This window comes from Streptomyces sp. NPDC058665, assembly GCF_042714995.1.
Taxonomy (GTDB): domain Bacteria; phylum Actinomycetota; class Actinomycetes; order Streptomycetales; family Streptomycetaceae; genus Streptomyces.
In genome coordinates this window covers 1-24,982 of sequence record NZ_JBHXRX010000092.1, presented here as the reverse complement: position 1 = coordinate 24,982, position 24,982 = coordinate 1, and the positions used below count along the sequence as shown (strand labels likewise).

At 72.4% G+C, this 24,982-nt stretch carries 19 protein-coding genes; 7 read left to right on the top strand and 12 right to left on the bottom strand.

Annotated elements, in window-relative coordinates:
• Nucleotides 1-314: 314 nt before the first annotated feature.
• The 3 genes from ACFWV8_RS35445 to ACFWV8_RS35435 are packed head-to-tail and all read left to right on the top strand — an operon-like array spanning nucleotide 315 to nucleotide 3,860.
• Complete coding sequence (locus ACFWV8_RS35445; RefSeq protein WP_384214064.1) at nucleotides 315-1,523, top strand: lycopene cyclase family protein; 1,209 nt, start codon at nucleotides 315-317, stop codon at nucleotides 1,521-1,523.
• A 55-nt stretch (nucleotides 1,524-1,578) separates the two neighbouring features.
• Nucleotides 1,579-2,292, top strand: a complete 714-nt coding sequence (locus ACFWV8_RS35440) for a class I SAM-dependent methyltransferase (RefSeq protein ID WP_384214062.1) — start codon at nucleotides 1,579-1,581, stop codon at nucleotides 2,290-2,292.
• Complete coding sequence (locus tag ACFWV8_RS35435; RefSeq protein ID WP_384214061.1) at nucleotides 2,289-3,860, top strand: FAD-dependent oxidoreductase; 1,572 nt, start codon at nucleotides 2,289-2,291, stop codon at nucleotides 3,858-3,860. Before ACFWV8_RS35440 ends, ACFWV8_RS35435 begins: the two co-directional genes overlap by 4 nt.
• 11 nt (nucleotides 3,861-3,871) lie before the next feature.
• Here the strand turns inward: ACFWV8_RS35435 and ACFWV8_RS35430 are convergent, their stop codons facing one another.
• The 4 genes from ACFWV8_RS35430 to crtI all read right to left on the bottom strand — a co-directional run bounded on the left by ACFWV8_RS35430 (nucleotide 3,872) and on the right by crtI (nucleotide 8,420).
• Nucleotides 3,872-4,321 carry a DUF6234 family protein gene (locus ACFWV8_RS35430; protein ID WP_384214059.1) on the bottom strand — a complete coding sequence of 150 codons (450 nt, stop codon included), beginning with the start codon at nucleotides 4,319-4,321 and terminating at the stop codon, nucleotides 3,872-3,874.
• Nucleotides 4,322-4,792: 471 nt separating this feature from the next.
• Nucleotides 4,793-5,800 (bottom strand): DUF5914 domain-containing protein, encoded by a 1,008-nt coding sequence (locus ACFWV8_RS35425; protein ID WP_384214057.1) that lies wholly within the window; start codon nucleotides 5,798-5,800, stop codon nucleotides 4,793-4,795.
• A complete protein-coding gene (locus ACFWV8_RS35420) occupies nucleotides 5,797-6,819 on the bottom strand; it encodes a phytoene/squalene synthase family protein (RefSeq protein WP_384214055.1) in 1,023 nt (340 codons plus the stop codon). The genes ACFWV8_RS35425 and ACFWV8_RS35420 overlap by 4 nt, the downstream gene beginning before the upstream one ends.
• Complete coding sequence (gene crtI, locus ACFWV8_RS35415) at nucleotides 6,816-8,420, bottom strand: phytoene desaturase family protein (protein WP_384214053.1); 1,605 nt, start codon at nucleotides 8,418-8,420, stop codon at nucleotides 6,816-6,818. The genes ACFWV8_RS35420 and crtI overlap by 4 nt, the downstream gene beginning before the upstream one ends.
• Before the next feature lie 795 nt (nucleotides 8,421-9,215).
• Here crtI and ACFWV8_RS35410 point away from each other — a divergent pair.
• Complete coding sequence (locus ACFWV8_RS35410; protein WP_384214051.1) at nucleotides 9,216-10,589, top strand: cryptochrome/photolyase family protein; 1,374 nt, start codon at nucleotides 9,216-9,218, stop codon at nucleotides 10,587-10,589.
• Nucleotides 10,590-10,655: 66 nt separating this feature from the next.
• On the opposite strand, the gene ACFWV8_RS35405 is transcribed toward ACFWV8_RS35410, so the two are convergent.
• Nucleotides 10,656-12,158, bottom strand: coding sequence for a hypothetical protein (locus ACFWV8_RS35405; RefSeq protein WP_384214048.1), 1,503 nt, complete (start codon nucleotides 12,156-12,158; stop codon nucleotides 10,656-10,658).
• A gap of 306 nt (nucleotides 12,159-12,464) precedes the next feature.
• On the opposite strand from ACFWV8_RS35405, the gene ACFWV8_RS35400 reads away from it, so the two are divergent.
• A complete protein-coding gene (locus ACFWV8_RS35400; RefSeq protein WP_384214066.1) occupies nucleotides 12,465-13,682 on the top strand; it encodes an MFS transporter in 1,218 nt (405 codons plus the stop codon).
• Between the two features lie 26 nt (nucleotides 13,683-13,708).
• On the opposite strand, the gene ACFWV8_RS35395 is transcribed toward ACFWV8_RS35400, so the two are convergent.
• Nucleotides 13,709-14,497, bottom strand: a complete 789-nt coding sequence (locus ACFWV8_RS35395; RefSeq protein WP_384214046.1) for an SAM-dependent methyltransferase — start codon at nucleotides 14,495-14,497, stop codon at nucleotides 13,709-13,711.
• A 70-nt stretch (nucleotides 14,498-14,567) separates the two neighbouring features.
• On the bottom strand, nucleotides 14,568-15,044 hold the full coding sequence (locus ACFWV8_RS35390; protein ID WP_384214043.1) for a GNAT family N-acetyltransferase: 477 nt from the start codon (nucleotides 15,042-15,044) through the stop codon (nucleotides 14,568-14,570).
• 90 nt (nucleotides 15,045-15,134) lie between these two features.
• On the opposite strand from ACFWV8_RS35390, the gene ACFWV8_RS35385 reads away from it, so the two are divergent.
• Entirely contained in the window at nucleotides 15,135-15,719 is a 585-nt protein-coding gene (locus ACFWV8_RS35385; protein ID WP_384214041.1) for a putative glycolipid-binding domain-containing protein, read from the top strand.
• An 18-nt stretch (nucleotides 15,720-15,737) separates the two neighbouring features.
• On the opposite strand, the gene ACFWV8_RS35380 is transcribed toward ACFWV8_RS35385, so the two are convergent.
• The 5 genes from ACFWV8_RS35380 to ACFWV8_RS35360 form a co-directional block, all read right to left on the bottom strand.
• Complete coding sequence (locus tag ACFWV8_RS35380) at nucleotides 15,738-16,196, bottom strand: nuclear transport factor 2 family protein (RefSeq protein WP_384214039.1); 459 nt, start codon at nucleotides 16,194-16,196, stop codon at nucleotides 15,738-15,740.
• A 319-nt stretch (nucleotides 16,197-16,515) separates the two neighbouring features.
• Nucleotides 16,516-17,250, bottom strand: a complete 735-nt coding sequence (locus ACFWV8_RS35375) for a S1 family peptidase (protein WP_384214035.1) — start codon at nucleotides 17,248-17,250, stop codon at nucleotides 16,516-16,518.
• A 99-nt stretch (nucleotides 17,251-17,349) separates the two neighbouring features.
• Nucleotides 17,350-17,979, bottom strand: coding sequence for a methylated-DNA--[protein]-cysteine S-methyltransferase (locus tag ACFWV8_RS35370; RefSeq protein WP_384214032.1), 630 nt, complete (start codon nucleotides 17,977-17,979; stop codon nucleotides 17,350-17,352).
• Nucleotides 17,976-18,539, bottom strand: a complete 564-nt coding sequence (locus ACFWV8_RS35365) for an RNA polymerase sigma factor (protein ID WP_384214029.1) — start codon at nucleotides 18,537-18,539, stop codon at nucleotides 17,976-17,978. The genes ACFWV8_RS35370 and ACFWV8_RS35365 overlap by 4 nt, the downstream gene beginning before the upstream one ends.
• A 68-nt stretch (nucleotides 18,540-18,607) precedes the next feature.
• Nucleotides 18,608-19,213 (bottom strand): methylated-DNA--[protein]-cysteine S-methyltransferase, encoded by a 606-nt coding sequence (locus ACFWV8_RS35360; protein WP_384214028.1) that lies wholly within the window; start codon nucleotides 19,211-19,213, stop codon nucleotides 18,608-18,610.
• Between the two features lie 574 nt (nucleotides 19,214-19,787).
• On the opposite strand from ACFWV8_RS35360, the gene ACFWV8_RS35355 reads away from it, so the two are divergent.
• On the top strand, nucleotides 19,788-24,982 hold a 5,195-nt coding region (locus ACFWV8_RS35355), incomplete at its 3' end, for a beta-ketoacyl synthase N-terminal-like domain-containing protein (RefSeq protein ID WP_384214026.1).

The following is a 24,982-nucleotide window of genomic DNA, read 5'->3' as shown; positions in this document are numbered from 1 at the left end:
ACGGGGGAGAGCGTGCGTGCCAGGGACCGCGAGCCCGGCAAGATCCAAACGACAGACCCTAGGGTCCGTCCGTCGAAGGGCCGCTCATGAGCGGTCGCGGGTGCCGGATTCCCCCGAGAACACCGGCCGGCGCACGCGACATCCGATGCCCCGGGGCCGGTACACCGGCCCCGGGGCATCGCGTTGAGGCGGGGAGCCGGGCCGGTACGCGCCGCTGCGGCCAAGTCCGGTGCCGATGCGGAATGCTGACGGCCTGACGGGCTGGTGAACCGACGGACCGGCAGACCGGCGGGCCGAGGCGAGGAGCAGGTGTCGTGCGGGAGACGGACGTGATCGTCGTCGGTGCGGGTGCGGCCGGTCTCTCCCTCGCGTACCGGCTCTGCACCCCTCCCCCCGGCCACCCGGTTCCCGATGTGACTCTGGTCGACGCCCCTGCCGGTCCCTTGAGACCGCCCGAGCGGACCTGGTGCTTCTGGGAGACCTCCCCCGGCGACTTCGACAGCGCGCTGACCGCCGAGTGGGACTCTCTGCGCGTACGGGGACGCGACGGTTCCGCGACTGTCGGACGACCCGTTCCGTTCCGCTACAAGATGCTGCGTTCCAGCTCCTTCGAAGCCCTCCTGGCCCGGCGGCTGGACGGGCCCGGGGCGCCGCGCCGGGTGGCGGTCCGCGTCGACGACATCAGGGACCTGGCATCCGGCCGCCACGGCACCGGCGCCGAGGTGACCGGCGTCGCCGCCGACGGGAGCGAGCTGACGCTGCGGGGCCGCTGGGTGTTCGACTCACGTCCGCCCCGGGCGCTGCCACCCGCGCGGACCGCCCTGCTCCAGCACTTCCGTGGCTGGTTCGTCCGGACCGACCGGCCGGTGTTCGATCCCGCGACCGCCGATCTGATGGACTTCCGGACCCCGCAGCCCGCGCACGGACTGTCGTTCGGATACGTCCTGCCGACGAACGCGTACGAGGCGCTGGTCGAATACACCGAGTTCTCCCGCGCGGTGCTGGACGACGCGGGCTACGCGCGGGCGCTCGGGCAGTACACCGAGCGGGTCCTGGGACTCGGCTCCTTCGAGGTGACCGCGACCGAGCAGGGTGTCATCCCGATGACCGACGGCCGCTTTCCGCGCCGGGCGGGCCGTTCGGTGTTCCGTATCGGGACCGCCGGCGGTGCCACCCGTCCGTCGACCGGCTACACCTTCGCAGCGGTACAACGTCAGGCGCGGGCCGTCGCCGCCGCGTTCCACGCCGGACGGGTGCCCGAGCCGCCACCCGCCTACCCGGCGCGGGCCGGAGCGATGGACGCCGTTCTGCTGCGGGGGCTGGACAGCGGGCGGGTCGACGGCGCCGCGTTCTTCGAGGGGCTGTTCCGGCGCGTACCGACGGAGCGGCTGCTCCGTTTCCTGGACGGTGACACCCGGCCGTACGAGGACTTCACGATCGGCCTGCGCACCCCGGTCGGGCCGATGCTGCGCACCGTGGCCGAACTGCCGTGGCTGCCGCGACGGTGGGCCGGGGCTCCATGAGACGCACGGAACGAGACCGGTGAAACACGTGGGACGAAAAGGAAACGGCCGTCCGATGACGCTCCTTCACGACGCGGAACTCTCCGCCGCCTTCGACCACGCCGCACTCGCCTACGACCGGCTGGTCGCCGTCAACCTCGGCTACCACGCGCACCTCAGGCGCTCCGCGCGGCGCCTGCGGCTGCCCCGTGGCGGCGCCGGGCTCCGGCTGCTCGACCTGGGCTGCGGGACCGGCGCGTCGACGGCCGCGCTGCTGACGGCCGCCCCTCGCGCCGGGATCGTCGCGGTGGACGCGTCGGCCGGGATGCTGGAGCGAGCGGCCACCAAGCCGTGGCCCACCGGCGTCTCGTTCGTCCACGCACCCGTGGAGGGGCTGGCGGAGGCGGGCGTCACCGGTCCGTTCGACGCGGTCTTCGCCGCGTATCTCTTCCGGAACATCACCGACCCGGACCGGACACTCGCTCTCGTACGGTCCCTGCTCGCGCCGGGCGGCCGGATCGGTGTGCACGAGTACGCGCTCGGTGGACGGGCCGTGGACCGCGCGGTCTGGACGGCCGTATGCAGGGGCATCGTCCTTCCCGCCGGGCGGCTCGCCGGTGACGCGGACCTCTACCGTCATCTGTGGCGCAGCGTCGTCGACTTCGACACCGCGTCGGCTTTCGGCGACCGGCTGCGGCGGGCAGGGTTCGCCGACGTCCGGGTGCTGCCGATGCCGGGCTGGCAGACGGGCATCGCGCACACGTTCCTGGGCCGACGGGGCTCGCGGTGACCGCCCGGCAGGGGGTGGGCCGGAGCGAGCGGGCCGGCCCGCGCCGGGGCCGGGACCGGCGCGCCCGGGTGGTACGGCCGGCGCCGGGGCGGGACCGGTTCGGCGGCGAGGCGCCTGCCGTCGCGGTCGTCGGGGGCGGTATCGCGGGGCTCGCCGCCGCGACCGCGCTCGCGGAGCGCGGAGCGGGCGTGACGCTGTATGAGCGCGAGCGGGGCCTCGGGGGGCGTCTGGCCGGGTGGCCCATCACACTGGCGGACGGTTCGGCGGCCACCATGAGCCGGGGCTTCCATGCCTTCTTCCGGCAGTACTACAACCTCCGGGGCCTGCTCCGGAGGGCCGATCCCGGCCTCCGCACGCTGACCGGGCTGCCGGACTATCCGCTGCGGCACAGCGGTGGCGCGTACGACAGTTTCGCGCGGATTCCGCGTACGCCGCCGTGGAGCGCCCTGGGGTTCGTCGCGCTCAGCCCCACGTTCGGATGGCGGGACCTCGGCCGGATGGATCCGATGGCCGCGCTGCCGCTTCTCGATGTGCGGGTGCCGGAGGTGTACGAGGAGTTGGACCAGGTCAGCGCCCAGGACTTCCTGTCCCGCATCCGCTTTCCGGAGGCGGCGCGGCATCTGGCGTTCGAGGTGTTCTCCCGCAGCTTCTTCTCCGATCCCGCCGAACTGTCCGCAGCCGAACTGGTGTTGATGTTCCACATCTACTTCCTGGGGTCGAGCGAGGGTCTGCTGTTCGACGTACCGGACGCGCCCTTCCCCACCGCCCTGTGGGAGCCGCTGGGCTCGTATCTCGCGGGGCACGGCGTCGAGTTGCGTACCGGCGAGGCGGTGGAGGAGGTGTCACCGGCGGCCGGCGGTGGACTGACGGTGACGGCGGGCGGTCGACGACGGCGGTACGACGCAGTGGTGCTCGCGCTGGACAGCGGTGGACTGCGTCAAGTGGTCGCGGATTCGCCCCGGTTGTGCGACGCGGGGTGGCGGGCGCGGATCGGGCGGCTGCGCGAAGCCCCGCCGTTCCTGGTGTCGCGGCTGTGGCTGGACCGCCCGATGGCCGCCGACCGGCCGGGTTTCCTCGGCACGAGCGGGTTCGGCGGGCTCGACAACGTGAGTGTGCTCGACCGTTGGGAGGGCGAGGCCGCCCGGTGGGCGAGCCGGACCGGCGGCTCGGTGATCGAGCTGCACGCGTACGCCGTCGCTCCCGGCACCGACCGGGATCGCCAACAGAGGCTGCTGGTAGAGCAGTTGCACCGGGTCTTTCCCGAGACGCGGGACGCGCGGACCGTCGACGCGCGGCACGAGTGGCGCTCGGACTGCCCGCTGTTCCCGGTGGGCGGTTACGGCGACCGGCCCACCGTCCGTACGCCGGACCCGGACGTCGTGGTGGCGGGCGACGTCGTCCGTACGGACCTGCCGGTGGCGCTCATGGAACGGGCGGCGACCACAGGCTTCCTGGCCGCCAACGCGCTGCTGGAGCGGTGGGGCGTACGCGGCCAGACGCTGTGGACGGTACCGGACAGGGGCCGGTCGGCCGGACTGCGCGCGCTGGTACGGCTGGCCCGGCGCTGACGGGTCCCCGGCTATCCGCCGTACCGCGCGCACTCACTGTTGTCGCCACCGCTGCGGCAGCCCACGGGCCCGGTCGGCGCGGGAACGGGGCGATTCCGCGCGTCCTCGTGGGCCTGGAGACCAACTCCGGCGAAGAAGGCGAGAGCGATGAGCAAGGCCATCGCGCCCTGGCTCACGGCGGTCACGATCGCTCGCGCGCGGGACGCGATGACGGCGGCGGCGAACGCCACGAGGCCGACTCCGCCGAGGGCGGGCAGATAGCGCCAGATGGATATTGAATCGACACTGGTGGCCGGATCGAGGTCGAAATGGTCGAAGAAGGGCCACAGAACGACGATCACGGCCACGGCGAGCAGCTCAAGGAAGACCAGCGCGCAGGAGGCACCGATGTCGGGACCGCGCTCCGTGCGGGGCTTCACCGAGCCGTCGAAGGCCGGGCGCGCGACGGGCAGGTCATTCATGTCGAACACACTGCCGGTCGATGCGGTGCGGGGGCATGAGTACGGATACCTAGCCGTGTCTTCGAAGTAGCGCCGTCCGCCTGCAAGGCGGGGGCCCGCGGCGTCTGGTGCGGTGCGTCGCAAGGCGGAGGATCGTGCTCGTACTGGACGTACTCGGGTGCCTTCGAGAGTGCTCCAACGCGGCGAGGTACCGTGCCGGACGCCACGGGCCAGGCGGGACGTTGAAGACACGGCCTGGGCCATGTCTGACAAATAGTGCCGTCCGGCCGCAGAGCGGGGCGCGCGCCCGCCGCAGAGCGGCTGATGACTCGCCGGTGCGTGCGAACGCAAGGCGGAGGATCAGCCCTGTAGAGGGACCGGACGTACTTGGATGACTCCGACACGGCAGGGGGCGCCTCCCGTGCCCGCAGGGCTACGGGGGAGAGCTGGCGTCCGGGCGTCGCGCGCCAGGCGGGACTTCGAAGACACGGCCTAGCCCGGGAAGCGACCCGTGCTGCGCAGGTGCCAGCGGCGTTCCGCGTACGCCAGGTCGTCGCGCCACAGGCGGCCCGACACCGCGCGCATCAGTGGGCGCAGTGCGGGGGCGGCGGCGCGGGCGGCGGCGAAGCCCGGACGGTCGGAGGACGCGACGACCGCCTCGACCACGGCGGTTCGCGGGCGGCCCCGGTCGTCGTGGCCCAGCGGGGTGGCATGGGTCTCCACAACCGAGCCCCGGCCCTCGCCCTCCGTGATCCGCATGACGACCGTGCGCGGCTCCGGCGCCGTGAAGACGGCGCGTACGGGCACCACGGCGCGCCCAGCGACCTTGAAGGAGACGTCCACCGCGAACCCGTCGCCGTCCTCCGGGGTCGGCAGGACCGTGAGATCCACGAAGGAGTACGGGTGCAGCCAGGCGCCGTGCCAGGGGTCGAGCCGGTTGGCCACCACGTCCTGGGGCTCGCACACACCGAAACCGGTGTAGACGGCGTCCACGGATCCGGCCGCCTCGGGCCGGGGCGGGACGACCGGCCGGTCCAACGGGCTCTCGCCGCCCGCGAGGTCGAGCCGTACCCAGGCCAACACCCCGTCGTCGTAGGCGGGGAAGGGCTCCCAGCCCGCGAACGGCCCACCGTCCAGGGCGAGTCCGTGCCAGCGGCAGATGAGCGCGCCGCAGTGCACCCGGCCGTCCTTGAGGGGCGCGCCGAGGTGGGGACAGGCCCCCGGGCCGGCCACCAGCTTCCCCGACTCGTCGCGCCACAGGACCAGTTCGACGCCGGCGACGGTCCGCCCGACGGGGCGGCCGGGGCGTAGGTCGCGGGCGGCCCCGACGACGTACCAGTTGCCGGACGGCCGGGCGAGCGCGCGTCGCAACGCGGCGGCGATGACGCCCGGCCGGGCCTCACGCCAACTGGGCTCCTGCCGGGCCCAGTTGACGGCACCCCGGCGCAGCTTCAGCGGGTACCGCCCACGCCTCCCGCCACCCGCGGGCCGAGCGCTCACGCCACCTCCTCGTGTACTGCCCCCGGACGCGCCCGCGCCGGCCGTACGCCCGTGGGCGCCGTCGGCGTACGGGGCACCCGCGCCACGGCCCTCGTCCGGGCCGCCGCCACCCGTACGAGCCCGTCGACAGCCACAGTGACCCGCCGTCGGCGTGGCACGACGGCACGGCGGTGCAGCACGGCGTACCCGTCGTCGGCGACGGCGTCGAGGATCCCTCCGTACAGGACGAACGCCGCGCGGATGCAGGGCCGGGACAGCGGGTCGAGCATGGCGAGCCCGGCCGCCGCCCGCCGGTACACCCCGCGGGTCAGGGCGACGGCGGCCTTGGTCGCGGCGGTGATCCGCGGGTCACGGGCGCCGGTGGTACGGCTCCACTCCAGGAGCTCACGGTCGACCCCGTCGGCGGCAAGCAGGTCAGCGGGCAGATAAATCCGGCCGCGGTCCAGGTCTTCGCCGACGTCCCTGACGAAGTTGGTCAGTTGGAAGGCGACACCCAGCGCGGCGGCGTGCGGGGCGGCTTCCTCACGGGGGACGACGGTGCCGAGCACGGGCAGCATCTGAAGGCCGATCACGGCGGCCGAGCCGTACATGTAGCCGCACAGGTCGTCGTAGGTGGCGTAGTCCGTGACCGTCAGGTCGCTGCGCATGGCGGCCATGAAGGCGGTGAAGAGCCGGTGGTCGATTCCATAGCTCGCCGCGGTGTGGGCGAGCGCCACGACCACCGGTTCGCGGCTGTGGCCCGAGCGCAGCCCGTCCTCCAACCGCGCCTGGAGCACGTCCAGTTGGCCGGTCCGTTCGGCGGTGGTCATGGCGGGGTGTCCGAGGTCGTCGACGATGTCGTCGGCCCAGCGGGCGAAGCCGTAGAGGGCGTGCACGGCGGGCCGGCGCTCGACGGGCAGGAGGCGGGTGGCGAGGAAGTAGGTCTTGCCGTGCCGGGCGTTGAGGCGGCGGCACCGCGCGTAGGCGGCGCGCAGTGCGGGGTCGGCGATGCCGGCGGCGTCGAGTTCGCGTTCGGTCATGCGCGCCGTCCTTTCGGTACGCGGACGGTCCCCCGGCCGGCGGGGCCGAGGCCGGTGCCCGTGACGCGGGCGGCGGCGAGCTTGCCGGAGATCAGGACGGTGGGGACGCCGACTCCGGGTGTGGTGCCGCAGCCGGCGAGCACGGCGTTCGTGGTGCCGCGCACCAGGTTGCGCGGGCGGAAGGGGCCGGTCTGGGCGAACGTGTGGGCCGCGGAGAAGGGCGTGCCCGCCACGTGTCCTTCGGCGGCCCAGTCGGCGGGCGTGACCAGGCACTCCTCCTCGATGGCGGCGCCGAGTCCGTCCAGTCCGCGCCGTTCGAGCTCGGTGAGGAGGCTGTCGCGGTAGCGGGGGCCGAGGTCCGCCCACTCCCGGACGCCGGGCCCGATACGGGTGTTGGGGCAGGGAGCCAGGATGTAGTGGAGGTGCCGGCCCGGCGGGGCGAGGGACGGGTCGGTGGCTGTGGGGCGGGTGATGAGCAGTGAGGGGTCGCTCATGAGGCTCCCGGTGTGGGTCAGTTCCCTGAATGTGCCCTTCCAGGCCTGTCCGAACGAGATGGTGTGGTGGCCGAGCGCCGGCCAGGTGCGGTCGGTGCCCGCGTGCAGGACTACGGCGGACGGCGAGAACCTCAGCGGGACCGTACGGTAGGGCCGTCTGCCGAGCAGGCGGTAGGTGACCGGCAGGTCGGGTGTGAGGACGACCGCGTCGCAGGGGATGCGTACCTGGTCGTCGCCCCGGCCGGTGATGACGGCCGTGATCCGCTCGCCCGATCCCGCGTGGGATCCGGCTCCTGATCCCCTTCCGGATCTGCCGCCCGCTCCCCCGCCCGACCGTTCGAGGCGCGTGACATCGTGGCCGTAACGGAAGTCGGCGCCCGCGTCCGCCGCCGCCTCCGCCATGGCTCGGGGCAGGGCGTGCATGCCGCCTCGTGGGAAGTAGACCCCGGCGACGGTGTCCATGTAGGCGATGACGGCGTACGCGGCCAGGGCCTTGGCGGGCGGGACTCCCGCGTACAGGGCCTGGAAGGAGAAGATCCGGCGCAGGCGTTCGTCCGAGAGGAACGACCCGACGCGGGCGTCCAGGCGGCCGAAGCCGCCGAGTGCCGCGAGACGTACGAGGTCGGGGTGGAGCAGTCGCAGCGGCGAGTCGAAGTTGGCGTCGATGAAACGCCGCATCTGTACCGCGTACAGCTTCTCCAGCCAGCGGCGCAGCCGACGGTAGCCGTCCGCCTCACGGGCGCCCGCGAAGCGCTCGACCTCGGCGGCCATCGCGTCGGCGCCGGTGTGGACGTCGAGCGCGCCGCCGTCGGCGAACCGGGCCCGGTAGGCGGGGTGCAGGGGGATGAGGTCGAGCCGGTCGGCGAGCTTGTCGCCGACGGCGGCGAAGGCCTCATCGACGAGGCCGGGCATGGTGAGGACGGTGGGGCCGGTGTCGATCAGGTAGCCGCCGCGTTCGAGGTGCCCGGCCCGGCCGCCCGGACGGGTGCCGCGTTCCACGACGGTGACGGCGCGTCCGGCACCGAGGAGATGCAGCGCGGCGGAGAGCCCGGCGAGCCCGGCACCGACCACGACGACATGGCCGGTCGGCCCGTCGACGGTCCTCATCGCCCGCTCCCCCGGCCGATGCCGGCGCGGGCTCGGACACGCCTTGGGGCGTGTCTTTCGGATCTTGCCGGGCTCGCGAGCCCCGGCACGCACGCTCTCCCCCGTAGCCCCTGGAGGGGCACGGGAGGTGCCCCCTCCGTTGTCGTCGGTCGCCATGGCGCCGCCATGCTTCCCTCCTCCGCCTTGCGACCCGCACGCACCAACGGGACATCAGCCGCTGCCGCGGCGTGCGCTCCCTGATCCGGCCTGATCCGAAAGACACGCCCTAGTTCGGTGGGCCTGCCCTGCCGGGTGTCGCCGCCGGGGCTGACGGTGCTCCTCGGATCCCTGATGACGTCAGGCAGGTCGTCACGAAGCCGGACGGCCTTACCGGCGCGGTCCGCCGCGCGGAGCCCGTACACATCGGTGTGGAGACACGCGGCCCGCACGGCCGGGACGGCGGTGAGCACGGAGGCGCGGGCCCGGACGAGTGCGGGTCCGGCGGCGTTACATGGGACGGGACCGTTGCCGCGCATCGCGATTCCTCTCCTCGTGTCGGACGGCCGTGTTCACCGTTCATCCGGTTCGGACGGGGAGTTCGCACGCGCTGTCCCCGGCGAACTCCGGTGGCGCGCCTCAGTCCACCACGGTCGTCCGCCGCACGTCGGTCAGCCGCGTCAATCGTGCGCCTCTTCGGGTGACACCGCGCCGCCGCGCGTCCCCCGGCCGGGTGTCGGCGCGCCGTCGCCCCGGCCCGGTCACGGCACGGGCCTGTAGAGACGGCACGAGTGACCACACCTGAGCACGAGGAGCTCCATGACCGTCTCGGTCGTCCTGTTCACCAGCGACCTGCGTCTGCACGACAACCCCACCCTCCATGCCGCCCTCGCCGGCGCCGGCGAGGTGGTGCCGCTGTTCGTCGTCGACGAGGCCATCGCGGCGGCCGGGTTCGCCACGCCCAACCGGCGGGCGTTCCTCGCCGACTGTCTGACCGATCTCGACGCGGGACTCCGGGCGCGCGGCGGCCGGCTCGTCGTACGCACCGGCGACGTGGTGGCCCGGACCCGCGAGGTCGCCGCCGAGGCGGGCGCGGACGAGGTGAGGACGGCCGGCGGCGTCAGCGGTTACGCCCAGCGGCGCGAGGAACGGCTGCGGCGCGCGCTGGAGTCCGACGGCCGCCGGCTCCACGTCCACGACGCCACGCTCACCGCGCTCCCGCCGGGCGCCGTCACACCGGGCGGCTCGGACCACTTCGCGGTCTTCACCCCCTACTTCCGCCGCTGGTCGGGCGAGCGCCCGCGCGACGTACTGGCGGCTCCCCGGACCGTACGGGTGCCCGCCGAGATCGGCTCCGACGGCGTCCCGGCGCGCGCCGGCATCGCGGGAGTCTCGGCAGGTCTCGCCGAGGGCGGTGAAACGGCGGGCCGGAAGCGGTTCGCCGCCTGGAAGCGGTCCGGGCTCGCGGCGTACGAGGACGGCCACGACGATCTGGCCGGTGATCTGACCTCGCGGCTCTCGCCCCACCTGCACTTCGGCACCCTCTCCCCCACCGAACTCGTCGTGCGGGCGCGCCGGTTCGGCGGAGCGGGAGCCGAGGCGTTCGTACGGCAGCTGTGCTGGCGGGACTTCCACCACCAGGTGCTGGCAGCCCGGCCCGACGCGTCGTGGGCCGACTACCGCACCAAGCACGACCGTTGGCGGTCGGAGGAATCCGCCGGCGCGGAGATCGAAGCGTGGAAGGCGGGTCTCACGGGCTATCCCGTGGTGGACGCCGCCATGCGCCAGCTGCACCACGAGGGGTGGATGCACAACCGGGGGCGGCTGCTGACCGCGAGCTTCCTCACGAAGACGCTGTACGTGGACTGGCGTGTCGGCGCGCGCCACTTCCTGGAGCTGCTGGTGGACGGCGACATCGCCAACAACCAGCTCAACTGGCAGTGGGTGGCGGGGACCGGCACGGACTCGCGGCCCAACCGGGTGCTCAGCCCGGTGGTCCAGGGCAGGCGGTACGACCCGGACGGGAGCTACGTACGCCGCTGGGTACCGGAGTTGAGAGGGCTGGCGGGCGCGGCGGTCCACGAGCCGTGGAGACTGCCGGCGCGCGAGCGGGCCCGGTACGACTACCCGGGCCCGCTCGTGGAACTGGCCGAGGGCCGCGACCGCTTCCGGCGGGCACGCGAGAGGAACTGAGCCGCGCCGCACCGGGATCCGGCCCGCCCGCTCCGCACTCCCCCCGCCCTACGGCGTGTTCGCCGGCTACGGGCGCGCCGCCGGTGACAGGTAGACGCGGCAGTTGCGCAACCCCGGCAGGTCCGGGATCCGTTCGACGCGCCAAGCGCGCGCGTACGCCGGTGGCCCGGCCTGCCCCGCCACCACGAACGCCACCGGCCGCTCGTGCGCCACGGCCACGAGCCGGGCGGGGGTGATGCTCCCGTCGTGGCCACCGGTCTGCCGTGACGCGCAGCCCGCCTGGAAGGCCACCCTGATCGCCTCGGTACCGCTGATCACACACGGCGGTCTGACGCCCTCCCGGGCCAACACAGCTGTCACAGCACTCAACTTGACCCGGTCGGCCCGGCTGCGCTCCGCGCGGTCCGCCACGACGGAACCCTGCACCCACAGATGCGCGACCGCCGCCGTCACGAGCAGCCCCACAACCAGGCCGCGCGGCCGGGCGGTCCGGACGAGCCAGGTCAGGAAGAGCGCGGTGGGCAAGGCGAACAGCGCGTACACGGGGAGCAGGAAGCGCGGCGCGGCGTACCCGATCAGCAGCAGGTACTGCACGGCCATCGACAGGCCGACAAGGACCGGCACCAGTACGAGGGGCAGCCGCCGCAGCCGTGCGGCCACCAGCACCCCGCCGAGGGTGAGCAGCGGCAGGGCGAACCACCAGATCGCGGTGGCCGGCCGCCGCCACCGGATGTCGCAGGGGCGGCAGAGCAACCGCCCGTCGAGCGAGCGCATGTGGTCGCCGAAGACAAGGTTCCAGCCCAGGTGACCCTGGATCTCGCTGGCCCGCGCGAGCCGCGTGAAGAGTCCGCCGTAACTGACGTACGCCTCGATGATCCACTCCGCGCAGCCGATCGCCCCGCCCGCGACGAGCGCCGTCAGCAGCGCCCACCGCCGCCACCGCCGGACGGCGAGCGCGACGAGGGCGAGCGGCGCGCTGAGCCAGAAGGCGTCGGTGGGGCGCATGAGCGCGACGAAGGCCACGGCGATACCGAGACCGACGAGGGCCGTGCGGTCGGTACGGTCGATCGCCGCCCTGACGAAGAAGCCGACGGCGCAGAGGCAGCCGAGGGCGACCCAGAGGTTCGGCATGACCTGCGGCCCGTAGAAGAGCGTGATCCAGAGCCCGGCGAACAGGGCGCCGGCGAGGGCGAGTACGGAGGCGGGCAGCAGTCGCCGCCAGATGCCGAGAGCGAGGAAGAGCCCGGCGCCCGAGAGCAGCGCCAGATAGACGCGGAGCACTTCGACGGATGAGGTGAGCGAGGTGACCGGGGCGATGAGGAAGGTGATGCCGCGCGCGCGTGGGGCGCTGAAGAACGCGGTGTCGGAGGGGGCGCGGCTGACTTGGCTGGTGTAGACGGTCTCGTCCCAGCCGAGCCCGGATCCCGGTACGAGGAAGACGAGTTGAACGATCGTGTAGACGCTCGCGACGACCGCCAGCCACAGGAGCCCACCATCGGCCGCCCAGTCCCGGCGGGCCGGCCGGCCCGTCTCTCGCAGGCCGGTCGCGACGGCCTTGGTCTGTGTCATGGCCCAAAGCTGCCTGGCCGGGACCTACCGGGCCGAAGGGACACGCCACGAGACGAATATTAAGAAATCGCATCTAAAACATACGATTCACTCGATGGGTGGGTATCCGGACACCGCTGTTGCCGTCACCTCACCCGGCCGGCGACGAATCCATCCGGCGACCACAACGTCTCGCCGGCGTTCGCCGCGGCGTGACGAGCCCCGCGTGCGGTCGCGAAGCTCTGATCCGTCGCTTGGACACACCGCACCGCCGCGCCGAGGATATGGGAGAGATATCCCCTTTCGTTGAGTGAGGACGCAGTGCCGATGCCGCAGCGCAACACGCGAGGATTCTCGGTCGGATATCTCGGTGCCGCGGTCGTCTTCGCGATCGGCATGCTGGGTACGACGCTGCCCACCCCGCTGTACGGGCTCTACCGCGAGGAGCTCGGCTTCTCCGAGTTCATGGTGACCGTGGTCTTCGCCGTCTACGCTTTCGGGGTCATCGCCGTCCTGCTGCTGGCGGGCAACGTCTCCGACCAGGTCGGCCGCCGGCCTGTTCTCTTCATCGCGCTCGGGCTCTCCGTCGCCAGCGCCGTGTGCTTCCTGTCCGAGGGTGGACTGCCCCTGCTGTTCGCGGGGCGCCTCCTTTCGGGCTTCGCGGCCGGGCTGTTCAGTGGCGCCGCCACCGCCACCGTGATGGAGCTGGCCCCGCCGGGCCGTGAGGGGCGCGCGGGGCTGGCCGCCACGGCGGCGAACATGGGCGGGCTGGGATGCGGTCCGCTGCTCGCGGGGCTCCTCGCGGAGTACGCGCCGCTTCCGCTGCGGCTGCCGTTCGCCACGGCACTGGGGCTCGCGATCGTGGGCATGGTCCTGACATGGTTCCTGCCCGAGCCGGTCGAACACCGGACACGGCGGCCGAGGCTGCGTCCGCAGGGCCTGAAGGTGCCGCCGCAGGTACGCGGGATCTTCGCGCCCGCGGCGCTGGCCGCATTCGCCGGCTTCGCTCTGCTGGGGCTGTGCACGGCGGTGACGCCGACATTCATCGCGACGACCCTCGGCGAGCCCAATCTCGCGGTGTCGGGCGCCACCGTGTTCTCGGTCTTCCTGGCCTCCACCGTCGGACAGTCCCTGATGAGCCGGGTGGGCGCGGCCAGGGCGCTGCCGGGCGGCAGCCTGGTGCTGGTGGCGGGGGTCCTGCTGGTGGGCACGTCCCTGTTCGTGGAGTCACTGGCGCTGCTGGTGGTCGGTGTGATCTGCGCCGGGCTCGGTCAGGGGCTGGCGTTCCGCGCGGCCATCACGGCCATCGGCGCGGCGGCGCCGCAGGAGTCGCGTGGCGGCACGATCTCGACGTTCTTCGTCGTCGCGTACGTCGGCATCTCCCTGCCGGTGATCGGGATCGGCGCGCTGACGCTGCTGGTGAGCCTGCGGGTCTCGGGGCTGATCTTCACCGGCTGCGTGGCGGTGCTGGCGGCGTGTGTCGGGTTGTACGAGCTCCGCGAGCTGCGGGTACGGCGGAAGGCCGGTGCGGGGTCAGACGGCTGAGGGGCCGGTGGACTTGGCACGGCGGCTCACCGTACGCGTGCCGCTCCCACGTAGAAGCCGCTTTCCTCGTTCGCCGGCGCGGGCGTGTCCTTGTACCACTCGGGGGCGCGGACCAGACCCGGCTCCACCAGGTCGAGCCCGTCGAAGAACCGCTCGACCTCGGCCCGGGTGCGGGGCCGCAGAGTGATACCGCCCGACCGGTAGGTGCCGGTGATCTTCATCGCCTGCTCGGGGTCCAGAAAGTCCGCGGTGCCGTGCGAGATGATCAGAAGGCTGCCGGACGGCAGGGCGTCGACGAGGGTGCGGGTGACGCCGTAGGGATCGTCGTCGTCCCCGAGGAAGTGCAGGACCGCGACGAGTGACAGCGCGACGGGCCGGCCGAAGTCCAGTGCACCGCCGGCGTGTTCGAGGACTTCCCGCGGCTGGCGTACGTCGGTGTGGAGGTATCCGGTGGCCCCTTCTGGCGTGCTCACGAGTAAGGCCTCGGCGTGCCGGAGGACGATCGGGTCGTTGTCCGCGTAGACGATCCTGGCGGCCGGGACGATCTTCTGCACGATCTGGTGCAGGTTGGGCTCGGTGGGTATGCCGGTGCCGATGTCGAGGAACTGGTCGATACCGCTCCTGGCCGCCCAGGCCACGGCACGGTGCATGAACTCCCGGTTGATCTGCGCCCCGCGCTGCGCCCCCTTGGCCAGTTTCTCCGCCAGCTCCCGGTCGACCGGGTAGTTGTCCTTGCCGCCGAGGTAGTAGTCGTACACCCGGGCGGGATGGGGCTTGCTGGTGTCGATCTGGGGCTTGGGGGTGCCTGAGGTCATACGCGGGATTATGTCATCCGGGACGGGGTCAACTCGCGTACGTTGTCGGCCTGTTCGCGACTCGGCGCACTCAGTTGACGGCCAGTCGGAAGACCTGCCGCGAGCCGCCGTCCGGGCCGGGGTCGGTCACCTCGGCGGGGCTGAAGCCCAGCCGCTCGTAGAAGACCCGGGCGCCGCTCGTGACCGCTCCGGGATGGTCGGCTCCGAAGGTGACCACCTCGACGGTCCCGGGGCCCGTGACGAACCGCTTCATCGCATCGGCGGTCAACGCAGCACCGACCCCTCGACCACGCGCACGCTCGGCGACGACGAGCCAGTGAAGGTGAAAGACCGGAGCGTCGGCCCCGAACAACAGACCGCCGAGCAGGGGCTGTTGCCCGTCCCGCTCCTGGTCGACGGCGACGAGAGCTTTCGAATCACGGATGTGCTCAAGGACGGCGCCGCTGAAACCGGGGTCGCCGACCATGGGCCCGAACCAGTGCTCCACCTGTCCGGCCAGGTGGAGATAGCCCGACAGATCTTCCTCGCGCGCGAGTCTTACGATCACGGGGGCATTCTGGCACCGCCCGGGAACCTGGCGCCCGGCGATGAGCGCGTTCGCCGCCCCTGCACGGGCGGCGCGTGAAAACGTACGGAGGTGACCACCTTCGTACCACCTCCGGCGACCGCCGCATGGGCGCACGAGCACGCGCGCCAAGGCTTCGAGGTCGTGTACTTCCGGCCCTCGGGCGACGGGCGGCACATCGTCGGGTGCACCACCGCCGTCGAGGACGGCCGGACCTGGACCGTGGACTACGACATCACCCTGGACGCCGACTGGGTGACCCGCCGGGCCGTCGTCACCGGGCGGTCCGAGGGCGGGACCCGCTCGACGGTGCTCCAGGCCGACGGCGAGGGCCACTGGCAGGTGGACGGGGCGGCGGCGCCCCAGCTCGACGGGTGTCTGGATGTCGATCTGGAGTCCTCGGCGATGACCAACACCCTTCCCGTGCACCGTTTCCGGCTGGCGGTCGGCGCCTCGGCGGAGGCCCCGGCCGCGTACGTGCGCGCGCTCGACCTCTCCGTCGAGCGGCTGGAGCAGGACTACCGGCGTGTCGCCGACGAGGGGTCGCGGCAGGTTTACGACTACTCGGCCGCCGTCTTCGACTTCCGCTGCCGGCTGGTCTACGACGAGGCGGGTCTGGTGCTCACGTACCCGGGGATCGCCACCCGCGCGGCGTAGCCGCACGCCTCATCCGCCTCACTGGAGCGGGAATTCCACCCCGTGTTCGCTCTCCGGGCGCGTGCCGAAGACACGCCGCTCGGACTCCTCGATCCGCAGGTCGTTGATGCTGGCCTCGCGGCGGCGCATCAGTCCGTTCTCGTCGAACTCCCACAGCTCGTTGCCGTAGCTGCGCCACCACTGCCCGCCGCTGTCACGGCACTCGTACTGGAACCGCACCGCGATCCGGTCCCCGTCGAACGCCCACAGATTCTTGCGGAGCGCGTAGTCGAGCTCGCGCGCCCACTTGTCGGTCAGGAACTCGACGATCGCCGGGCGACCGGTGACGAAGGTGTCGCGGTTGCGCCAGACGGAATCGACCGTGTACGCGCCCGCGACACGCTCCGGGTCCCGGGTGTTCCACGCGTCCTCGGCGGCCTGCACCTTCTTCAGTGCGGCGGCGCGGTCGAAGGGCGGTACGGGCGGGCGCGCGGTCATGGATCATCTCCTGAGAACGGTCATCCTCCAACGGGCTCGTAGCCTAGGGTCTGTCGTTTGGATCAGGCCGGATCAGGGAGCGGGGTCTGGTGCGTGCGATCGCAAGGCGGAGATAGGGAGACGACGCGGAGCGTCGGCGACCGACGACAACGCGGCGAGCGTGCGTGCCAGGGACCGCGAGCCCGGCAAGATCCAAACGACAGGCCCTAGCCACGTGATCCGCGGGCTCCACGACGACGCCACGGACCGGAAGCCGGGCGCCGTCGCGGGGTATCCGTCCGACGGGATCATGGCCGGATACCGACGGGCGGAGTTGAGGTCAGTAGACCGACAGGCCGTACACCGACAGCCACTCCATGATCGGCTGGTAGTAGGTGACCCCGCCCGACGAGCAGTTTCCGGTCGTGGCGACGATGACGCCCAGCGCGGTGGTCCCGGAGAACGCGGGGCCGCCCACGTCGCCGGGCTCGGAGCAGATGTTGGAGCGGAACAGGCCGCTCACCGTGCCCTCGGGGTATTGGATCGTCACGTTCACCGCCGTGACCGTGCCGCAGTGGACTCCGCTCACCCGGCCGGCGTGACAGATGGACTGGCCGACCGTCGGGTTCGCGGCGCCGGTGATGTCCTGCGCGCCGCCGGAGCCGAGCGTGACCTCTCCGGGGAAGACCACCGACGTACTTGTGTAGCGGATGAGCGCGTAGTCGTTGACCGGGAAGCTCGATCCGGCGGTGGTGCCGACGAACACGGTCAGGGCGGCGTCGGCGTACCAGTTGGTGGCGCCCTGCGCACAGCGGCCGGTCACCAGACCGTAGAAGGTGCTGCCGCTGCGGGCGTTGAAGCCCACGGTGCATCGGGTGCCGGTGCCGCTGTAGAGGACGTCGCCGCCGCGTACCTCAACCGCCTTGCTGCCGACGGCCGTTGAGGCGGCAGCCGGCGAGACGGTGGCGGTGAACCAGCCGAGCAGCAGGGTCAGTGCCGCGACGGCCGACGCGGCTGTGCGGAACGGTCTACGCGATGGTTTCCGCGACGGTCTTTCGGTGCGGAACAGCTTCATGTGCCCTCCCCGTTTCCCCGGTCATGACGTGTCATGCGCCTGCCATTGTGGGGTGACGGGGAAGGCCGCGTCAGTCGTAAAGAGGCCATTCGGCCGCGATCAGGCAGCCGCCTCCAGGTCGAGGAGTACGGACTTGGCGGCGGGGCCGCCCGCGTAACCGCCGAGCGTTCCGTCGGCGCGCAGCACGCGGTGGCAGGGGACGACGACGGGGAGCGGGTTGGTCGCGCAGGCCGTACCGACCGCGCGGACCGCCTTCGGGTTGCCGACGAGCCGAGCGACCTCGCCGTAGCTCAGCGTCCGGCCGTACGCGATCTCCGGGAGGTGACGCTGCACCAGTTGCCGGAACCCGTGGGAGAGCGACAGGTCCAGAGGCAGGTCGAATGTCCGGCGCTCGCCGCTGAAGTACTGGTCGAGTTCGCGCGCGACAGCGTCCAGGCGCTTGGGGGCGCGCAGCACCCGGGGGCTCAGGGTGGTGGCGAGGCTGTCGAGGACCTTGTCGTGGTCCTGGACGGTGAAGGCCACGCGGACGAGGCCCTTCTCGGTCGCGGCGAGCAGGAGGCGGCCGACGGGGCTGTCGACAACGGTGTACGCGACGTCCAGCAGGCCGTCGCGGGTCGCCGCGTCCGCCAGCCCGGAGCGCAGGCGGACGAGGGCCTCGGCGTCGGTGGCGTCGTCGGCGGCCCGGTCGAGGAAAGTGGGGATGTCCGGGCCGGCGGTGGTGTCCTTCATGGCGTTGCTTCTTTCAGGACGCGATCCGGGTCGCGATCGGAGTCGGGGTCGGGATCGCGGCCCGGATCGCGGCGCAAATCGGGGTCAGGATCCGGGTCCGCGAGGGTGGTTCTGAGTGCCTTGATGCCGTCCGACGCCGCGCGGCGCGCCGCTTCAGGGGTGCCGCCGACGATCTCGGCGACGTCCCGGTAGGGCAGTCCGGCGAAGTGGTGGTACGCCACCGCCTGCCGCTGCTTCTCGGGCAGCGCCTTGACGGCCCGCCAGAGATCACGGTCGCCCTCGCCCGGCAGCCCGACGGCCGAAGGGCGCTCCGGCAGGTCCGCGACAGGGACGGCGCGGCGCTGTCCGGCGCGCGTGATGTCGATGGCCTTGCGGTGGGCGATGGTCACCAGCCACGCCTCCACGTTGGCGTCGTCGGGCAGGTCCGGGTAGGCGCGCATCGCCGCGAGGAACGTCTCCGACCAGGCGTCGTCGGCGTCGTGGACGCCGACCACCGCCCGGCACACACGGAGGACGGTGGTCGCGTGCTCATCGACCACCCGCTCGAAAGGCTTCTTCATGTCCATCATTCTGTAGACGCCGGAGCCTTCGGGAACGTGAGGTCGGGGGGGGATTCCCGTGTACGGGCTCAGAAGAGTCTGGCCTCCTTGACGGCGGCGGGCTCCTCGATCTCCAGGAGCCGCTGCTTGCGCTTGAGGCCGCCGGCGAAGCCCGTGAGCTTCCCGTCGCTGCCGACCACCCGGTGGCAGGCCACGATGATGGAGATCGGGTTGTGGCCGACCGCCTGCCCCACCGACTGCGCGAGTGCCTTGCTGCCGAGCCGTTCGGCCAGTGCGCCGTAGGTCGTGGTCTCGCCGAACGGGATCTCCCGGAGCAGCGCCCAGACCCGCTCCTGGAACGCGTCCCCGTTCGTCCGCGTCGGCAGGTCGAACGTGGTGCGGTCGCCGTCGAGATACTCGCCGAGCTGGATCGCGGCCCGGGTGAGCAGGGCGTCGTCCTGGACGTCGACGCGTCGGCCGAGGCTCTCCTCGGGCGGCATGTACCAGTGGTGCGGGAAGTAGAGGCCGGTGATCGCGCCGCCCGATGCCACGACGGTCAGCCCGCCGAGGGACGTCTCGACGACCGCGTGACGGGTCTCCGTACGCGGGTCCATGTCGGTCTCCGTCGGCGCGTCGGCGCGCGTGTCGGCATGTGTGTCCGTAGGCGTGTCCGCGTGCGTTCCGGTGTCGTACATGGTCCCGGCCTTCCTCTCGTGCGACATCGTCTCTCACTGAGGAGACGCGTGGGAACGGCGATACGTGAGGTCGTGCTTTGCAGTGGTTTGACAGGGGGGATCCCGGCTGCGCTCCGTTGCCAGTCTTTCGACTTTCCGTGGACATTCAGCGCCGGAACGCTGCGAAAGCAGGTTTCCGATAGGGCCATGAGCAGCCATTTCGCGCCGCTGAAGTGCCGAAATCCATCCATCAAGGTCAACAGGCCCGCCCACCGAAACCTGCTCACACTCCGTAGCCATAAGGCCGGAACCGGACACCCATCGAGAAAGTTATTGTGATCTGGGGCACAGCTTCCGGCGCGTACGAGCCTCGAACGTTCCAAGCGCATGTCATGCCGATATCAACGACATGATCCACGGATGACGCAGATGAAAAACGCCCCCCAACCTCCCCTCCGCCCGAATCCGCCTCACACCAAAGACGTACATACGTTCGACAAATCGGGATGACCACTCTCCGTGATCGGTTGACTCTGGGGAAGCGCGAGCACTTAACTGCGAATCCCCACAACTGCCCCCCGCAACTGGAGAGTTCATGCGGACTCCCGGACCTGCTCGGTCCAAAGATTTCTCCTTGCCGCATTCGGTCATCGTGCTCAACCCCCTGCAGCGACCGTCCCCACGCCTGACCGTCTCCGCCGCCGCTTCCGGCGCGGTCGGTGTGCTGGAACTGCCCATCGGTGACCCCCGTGAAGTGGTCGATCTGCTCGACCGCACCTGTCGCTGGTCGTCCGCGCCGTTCGGCGTCCGGATACCCGAAGGCTGTTCGGCCACCGACGGTGAGCTGCCCGAACTCGTGGACACGGTGCTGCTGGCCGATCCCGCGCGGTCGCCCGCCGAGTTCGCCGGCCGCCGTGTACTCGCCGAAGTGACCAGCCTCGCCGAGGCGTTGAGCGCCGCCGACGCCGGTGCCGCCGGACTGATCGTGCGCGGGTCGGAGAGCGGCGGACGCGCCGGTGAGCTGAGCACGTTCGTCCTTCTCCAGCAAGTGCTCGCCGAACCCGCCCTCTCCCTGCCCACCTGGGCCTGCGGCGGTATCGGACCCCACACCGCCACCGCGAGCGTCGCCGGAGGCGCCGCCGGTGTCGTGCTCGACACCCAGCTCGCGCTGTTCGACGAGGCGGGGCTGCCGACCGAGCTCACCGGCGTACTGGCCGGGCTCGACGGCTCGGAGACGGTGCTGCACCACGGGATACGCGTGCTGCGCCGCCGTGGTCCCGGTGCCCCCGAACTCCCCCTGGACCAGGCCGAGTTCGCGTCAAGGATCGGCTCGGACGATCTCCGTGCCCAGTTCGTCCCGCTCGGCCAGGACGCCTTCCTGGCCGCGTCCTTCGCCGCGCGCTGGACCACGGTCGCCGAGGCCGTGCGCGGCATCGGGGCCGCCATGGCCGCCGCGTTCGCCGACGACGCGCCCGCCGCCGCGCTGGCCGCCGGATCGGCCGGCGCAAGTGCGCTCGGTACCCGACTGCCCATCGCCCAGGGGCCGATGACGCGCGTCAGCGACGAGCCCGCGTTCGCCGCCGCCGTGGCTGACGGGGGCGGTCTGCCGTTCCTCGCCCTCGCGCTCGCGAACGCCGACCGGACCCGCTCGATGCTCGAACGCACCCGCGACGCACTCGGCGACGCCAAGTGGGGCGTGGGAGTGCTCGGTTTCGCCGATGAGTCCATCAAGGCGGCCCAGCTCGACGTCGTACGGGAGTTGAGGCCCACGCACGCGATCATCGCGGGCGGCAGGCCGGCCCAGGCGGCGGCGCTGGAGGCGGAGGGCATCACCACTTTCCTGCATGTGCCGTCGCCGGGGCTGCTGCGTCAGTTCCTGGCGGCGGGCGCGCGCCGGTTCATCTTCGAGGGCGCCGAGTGCGGCGGCCACGTCGGGCCGCGCAACAGCTTCCCGCTGTGGGAGGCGCAGACCGAGGTGCTGCTCGACTTTCTCGCCGAGGCCGGCTCCGAAAGTGCCGAGGCGGCGGAGCGGACCGCCGGTGAACTGACGGTGCTCTTCGCCGGTGGCATCCACGACGAGCGGTCGGCCGCGATGGCCGCCGCGCTGGCCGCCCCGCTGACGCGCGCCGGTGTCGCGTTCGGCGTACTGATGGGCACGGCCTACCTGTTCACCGAGGAGGCGGTACGCGGCGGCGCCATCCAGCCGCTCTTCCAGCGCCGGATCCTGGACGCGGAGCGGACCGATCTGCTGGAGACGGCGCCGGGCCACGCCACCCGCTGCGCGCGCAGCGCCATCAGCACGGACTTCGCCGCCCTCAAGGACGAGCTGCGCGAGCAGGGCGTCCCCGACCGGGAGATCTGGGAGCGCCTTGAGCGCTTCAACGTCGGCCGGCTGCGGCTCGCCAGCAAGGGCATCGAGCGGGTCGGCGACGAACTGCTGGCCGTGGACGAGACCCGGCAGGCCGACGAGGGCATGTTCATGGCCGGTGAGGTCGTGGTGCTCAGGGAGGCCGTGACCACTGTCGCCGCGCTGCACGACGCGGTGAGCGAGGGCGCGGCCGGCCGGCTGCGCGCGAGGGCGGGGGAACTGCGCGCCCCGCTGGGCATCGGCGCGGCCGAGGAGCGGCCTGCTCCCGAGCCGCTGCGGGTCGCCGTGGTCGGGATGGCCGGGATGTTCCCCGGCGCACCCGATCTGGCGGACTTCTGGGCCAACATCCTCGCGGGCAAGGACTGCGTCACCGAGGTCCCCGCCCAGCGCTGGGACCAGGAGCGCTACTACGCCCCTGACGGCGACGGCGAACGCACCCCGTCGCGCTGGGGCGGCTTCCTCCCCGAGATCCCCTTCGACCCGCTGCGTTACGGCATCCCTCCGGCCTCGCTCGCCGCCGTGGAACCCGTACAGCTCCTGGCGCTGGAGGCCGCGCGGCGCGCGCTCGCCGACGCGGGGTACGACGCGAAGGGCACGGACCACGCCCGTACGTCGGTGGTGTTCGGCGCCGAGGCGGGCAGCGACCTGTCGAACGCGACGACGCTGCGTACGGTACTGCCCGGCTACATCGGTACGATCCCGCCGGCGCTCGACGAGCAACTGCCCCGGCTCACCGAGGACTCGTTCCCGGGCATGCTCGCCAACGTCATCGCCGGGCGCGTCGCCAACCGTCTCGACCTCGGCGGCGCCAACTACACCGTCGACGCGGCATGCGCCTCCTCCCTCACCGCGGTGGACGTCGCGTGCAAGGAACTGGTCGCCGGCACCAGCGACATGGTGCTGTGCGGCGGCGCCGACCTGCACAACGGCATCAACGACTACCTGCTCTTCTCGTCCGTCCACGCGCTCTCCCCCACGGGCCGCTCGGCGACCTTCGACGCCGCCGCCGACGGCATCGCTCTCGGCGAGGGCGTGGCCTGTGTGGTCCTCAAGCGGCTGGCGGACGCGGAGCGGGACGGCGACCGGGTGTACGCGGTGATCGACGGAGTGGGCAGCGCCAGTGACGGGCGCGCGCTCGGTCTGACCGCACCGCGTCCGGAAGGCCAGCACGCCGCGCTCACCCGGGCCTACCGCAACGCAGGTGTCTCGCCGGCCGATGTGGGCCTGGTCGAGGCGCACGGCACGGGAACCGTCGTGGGGGACCGGACCGAACTGGCCACGCTCACCGAGGTGTTCACCGACGCCGGTGCGGAGGTGGCCAGTTGTGCGGTCGGCTCCGTCAAGTCCCAGATCGGGCACACCAAGTGCGCGGCGGGTCTGGCCGGACTGATCAAGGTCACACTCGCGCTCCACCACGGTGTGAAGCCGCCGACCCTGCATCTGAAGCAGCCCAACTCGGCCTGGCGGGCGGAGAGCAGCCCGTTCGTCTTCCACACGAAGGCGGCGCCCTGGGCGGTGGAGCCCGCGGAACGGGTCGCGGGGGTCAGCGCCTTCGGATTCGGCGGCACCAACTTCCATGTTGTTCTACGCGCGTACACACAGGCGCCACCTGCGCATTCCCTGGACGCGTGGCCGGCCGAACTGTTCACGTTCCGGGGCCAGGACGCCGAGGCGGCCAGGCGGTCGGTCCGGGCCCTCGACGAGCTGTTGCGCAAGGGCGGCCGGTGGAGGCTGCGCGACTACGCGCGTAGCGCCGCACGGCGGAGCGACCGGGCGGCGGTGCGCGGTGAGCGGATCTGGATCGCCGTGGTGGCGGACAGCCTCGACGTACTGCCCGAACTGCTGAGGCGCGCGGCCGAGGGTGAGCACGCGCCCGAGGCGGGGATCCACGCGGCGGACGGCGTCGACGGCGCGCCGGGCGCCGGGGCGTCCCGTACGGCCGACGGGAGTGCCGGTGACGCCGAAGGGAAACTGGCGTTCCTGTTCCCCGGGCAGGGCAGCCAGCGTCCGGGCATGCTCGCCGAACTCTTCGTCGCCTTCCCCGAGTTGCAGCGCTATCTCCAGCTGGGCTCGCGGTGGACCGGGATCCTCCACCCGCCGGCCGCCTTCGGCGAGGAGGGCAAGGCCGGGCAGCTGGCCCGTATCACCGACACGGCCGTCGCCCAGCCCGCGCTCGGCATGGTCGAGCTCGCCGCCGCCGATCTGCTCGCCTCCCTCGGCGTACGCCCGGCCATGGCGGCGGGCCACAGCTACGGCGAACTCGTCGCGCTCGGGGTGGCCGGGGCTCTCTCCCCGCAGGACGTCATCACCGCCAGCGCCGAGCGCGCCTCGGCGATCCTGGCCCGCACGGCGGGCGGCGACCCCGGCACGATGGCGGCCGTCACCGCGTCGGCCGAGCAGGTGGAGGAGGTACTGCGGCTGGCCGGTCTGGGCGGGGAGGTCGTGGCCGCGAACCGTAACTCACCGACGCAGACGGTCATTTCGGGCCCGACCGAGCAGGTGGATGCGGCGGTCGCGCGCCTGCGCGACGCGGGCCACCCGGTCAAACCGCTCCAGGTGGCCTGCGCCTTCCACAGTCCGCTGCTGGCCGGTGCGGGTGACGCCTTCGCCGAACGGCTCGACGCGCTGACGGTGTATCCGCCCGCGTTCGACGTGTGGGCCAACCGCACGGCCGAGCCGTATCCGAGCGACCCCGCTGGGGTACGGGCGGGGCTCGCCGCCCAGATCGGCTCGCCGGTCAGGTTCGCCGAGCAGATCGAGTCCATGTACGCCGCCGGTGCCCGGGTCTTCGCCGAGGTCGGACCCGGCCGGGTCCTCAGCCGGCTGGTCTCCGCCGTCCTCGGGGACCGTCCCCACCGGACGATTCCGCTCGACGGCGGACGGGCCGGCGCGCTGAGCGGCTTCCTCACCGCCCTCGCCCAACTCGCCGTCAACGGGGCCGACGTCCGCACCGGCCGGCTCTTCCGCGGCCGGGACGCCGTCGACCCGGAGACCGCGGTCGCCGGGCGGAGCCCCGGCTGGACGGTGGACGGCCAGCTCGTCCGGCTCGCCGACGGAACCATTCCCCCCCACGCCCTGCGCCCCGCTCGACCCGTTACGGAGCTGATCGTGCAGAACCAGTCCCCCCACTCCCCACACAGCGCGCCGGACGCACTCGTCGCCGAATTCCTGCGCACCAGCCGCGAGTTGGTCGCCGCCCAGCGCGACGTCCTGATGACCTATCTCGGCGGGCCCGGGGCGGGGGTCACCGTCCAGGCGCCATCCCCCGTCGCCTGGCAGCCCGCCGCCGTGGCCGCACCGACCGCGCCGTCGGTCCTCACACTGCCCGCCGCCGTGTCCCCCACCGCGGCGGCGGGCTCCACCACCACGGCCACCACCACAGCCGTCGCGGAGACCGGGCCCGCAGCCTCCCTGACAGGCCC

Bases quoted from the DNA above. Each gene is read 5' to 3' on its own strand.
- ACFWV8_RS35410 (WP_384214051.1), top strand. From the start codon at position 9,216: ATGACCGTCTCGGTCGTCCTGTTCACCAGCGACCTGCGTCTGCACGAC.
- ACFWV8_RS35375 (WP_384214035.1), bottom strand. From the start codon at position 17,250: ATGAAGCTGTTCCGCACCGAAAGACCGTCGCGGAAACCATCGCGTAGA.
- ACFWV8_RS35430 (WP_384214059.1), bottom strand. From the start codon at position 4,321: ATGAATGACCTGCCCGTCGCGCGCCCGGCCTTCGACGGCTCGGTGAAG.
- ACFWV8_RS35440 (WP_384214062.1), top strand. From the start codon at position 1,579: ATGACGCTCCTTCACGACGCGGAACTCTCCGCCGCCTTCGACCACGCC.
- ACFWV8_RS35395 (WP_384214046.1), bottom strand. From the start codon at position 14,497: ATGACCTCAGGCACCCCCAAGCCCCAGATCGACACCAGCAAGCCCCAT.
- crtI (WP_384214053.1), bottom strand. From the start codon at position 8,420: ATGAGGACCGTCGACGGGCCGACCGGCCATGTCGTCGTGGTCGGTGCC.
- ACFWV8_RS35380 (WP_384214039.1), bottom strand. From the start codon at position 16,196: ATGACCGCGCGCCCGCCCGTACCGCCCTTCGACCGCGCCGCCGCACTG.
- ACFWV8_RS35400 (WP_384214066.1), top strand. From the start codon at position 12,465: ATGCCGCAGCGCAACACGCGAGGATTCTCGGTCGGATATCTCGGTGCC.
- ACFWV8_RS35405 (WP_384214048.1), bottom strand. From the start codon at position 12,158: ATGACACAGACCAAGGCCGTCGCGACCGGCCTGCGAGAGACGGGCCGG.
- ACFWV8_RS35360 (WP_384214028.1), bottom strand. From the start codon at position 19,213: ATGTACGACACCGGAACGCACGCGGACACGCCTACGGACACACATGCC.
- ACFWV8_RS35370 (WP_384214032.1), bottom strand. From the start codon at position 17,979: ATGAAGGACACCACCGCCGGCCCGGACATCCCCACTTTCCTCGACCGG.
- ACFWV8_RS35420 (WP_384214055.1), bottom strand. From the start codon at position 6,819: ATGACCGAACGCGAACTCGACGCCGCCGGCATCGCCGACCCCGCACTG.
- ACFWV8_RS35365 (WP_384214029.1), bottom strand. From the start codon at position 18,539: ATGAAGAAGCCTTTCGAGCGGGTGGTCGATGAGCACGCGACCACCGTC.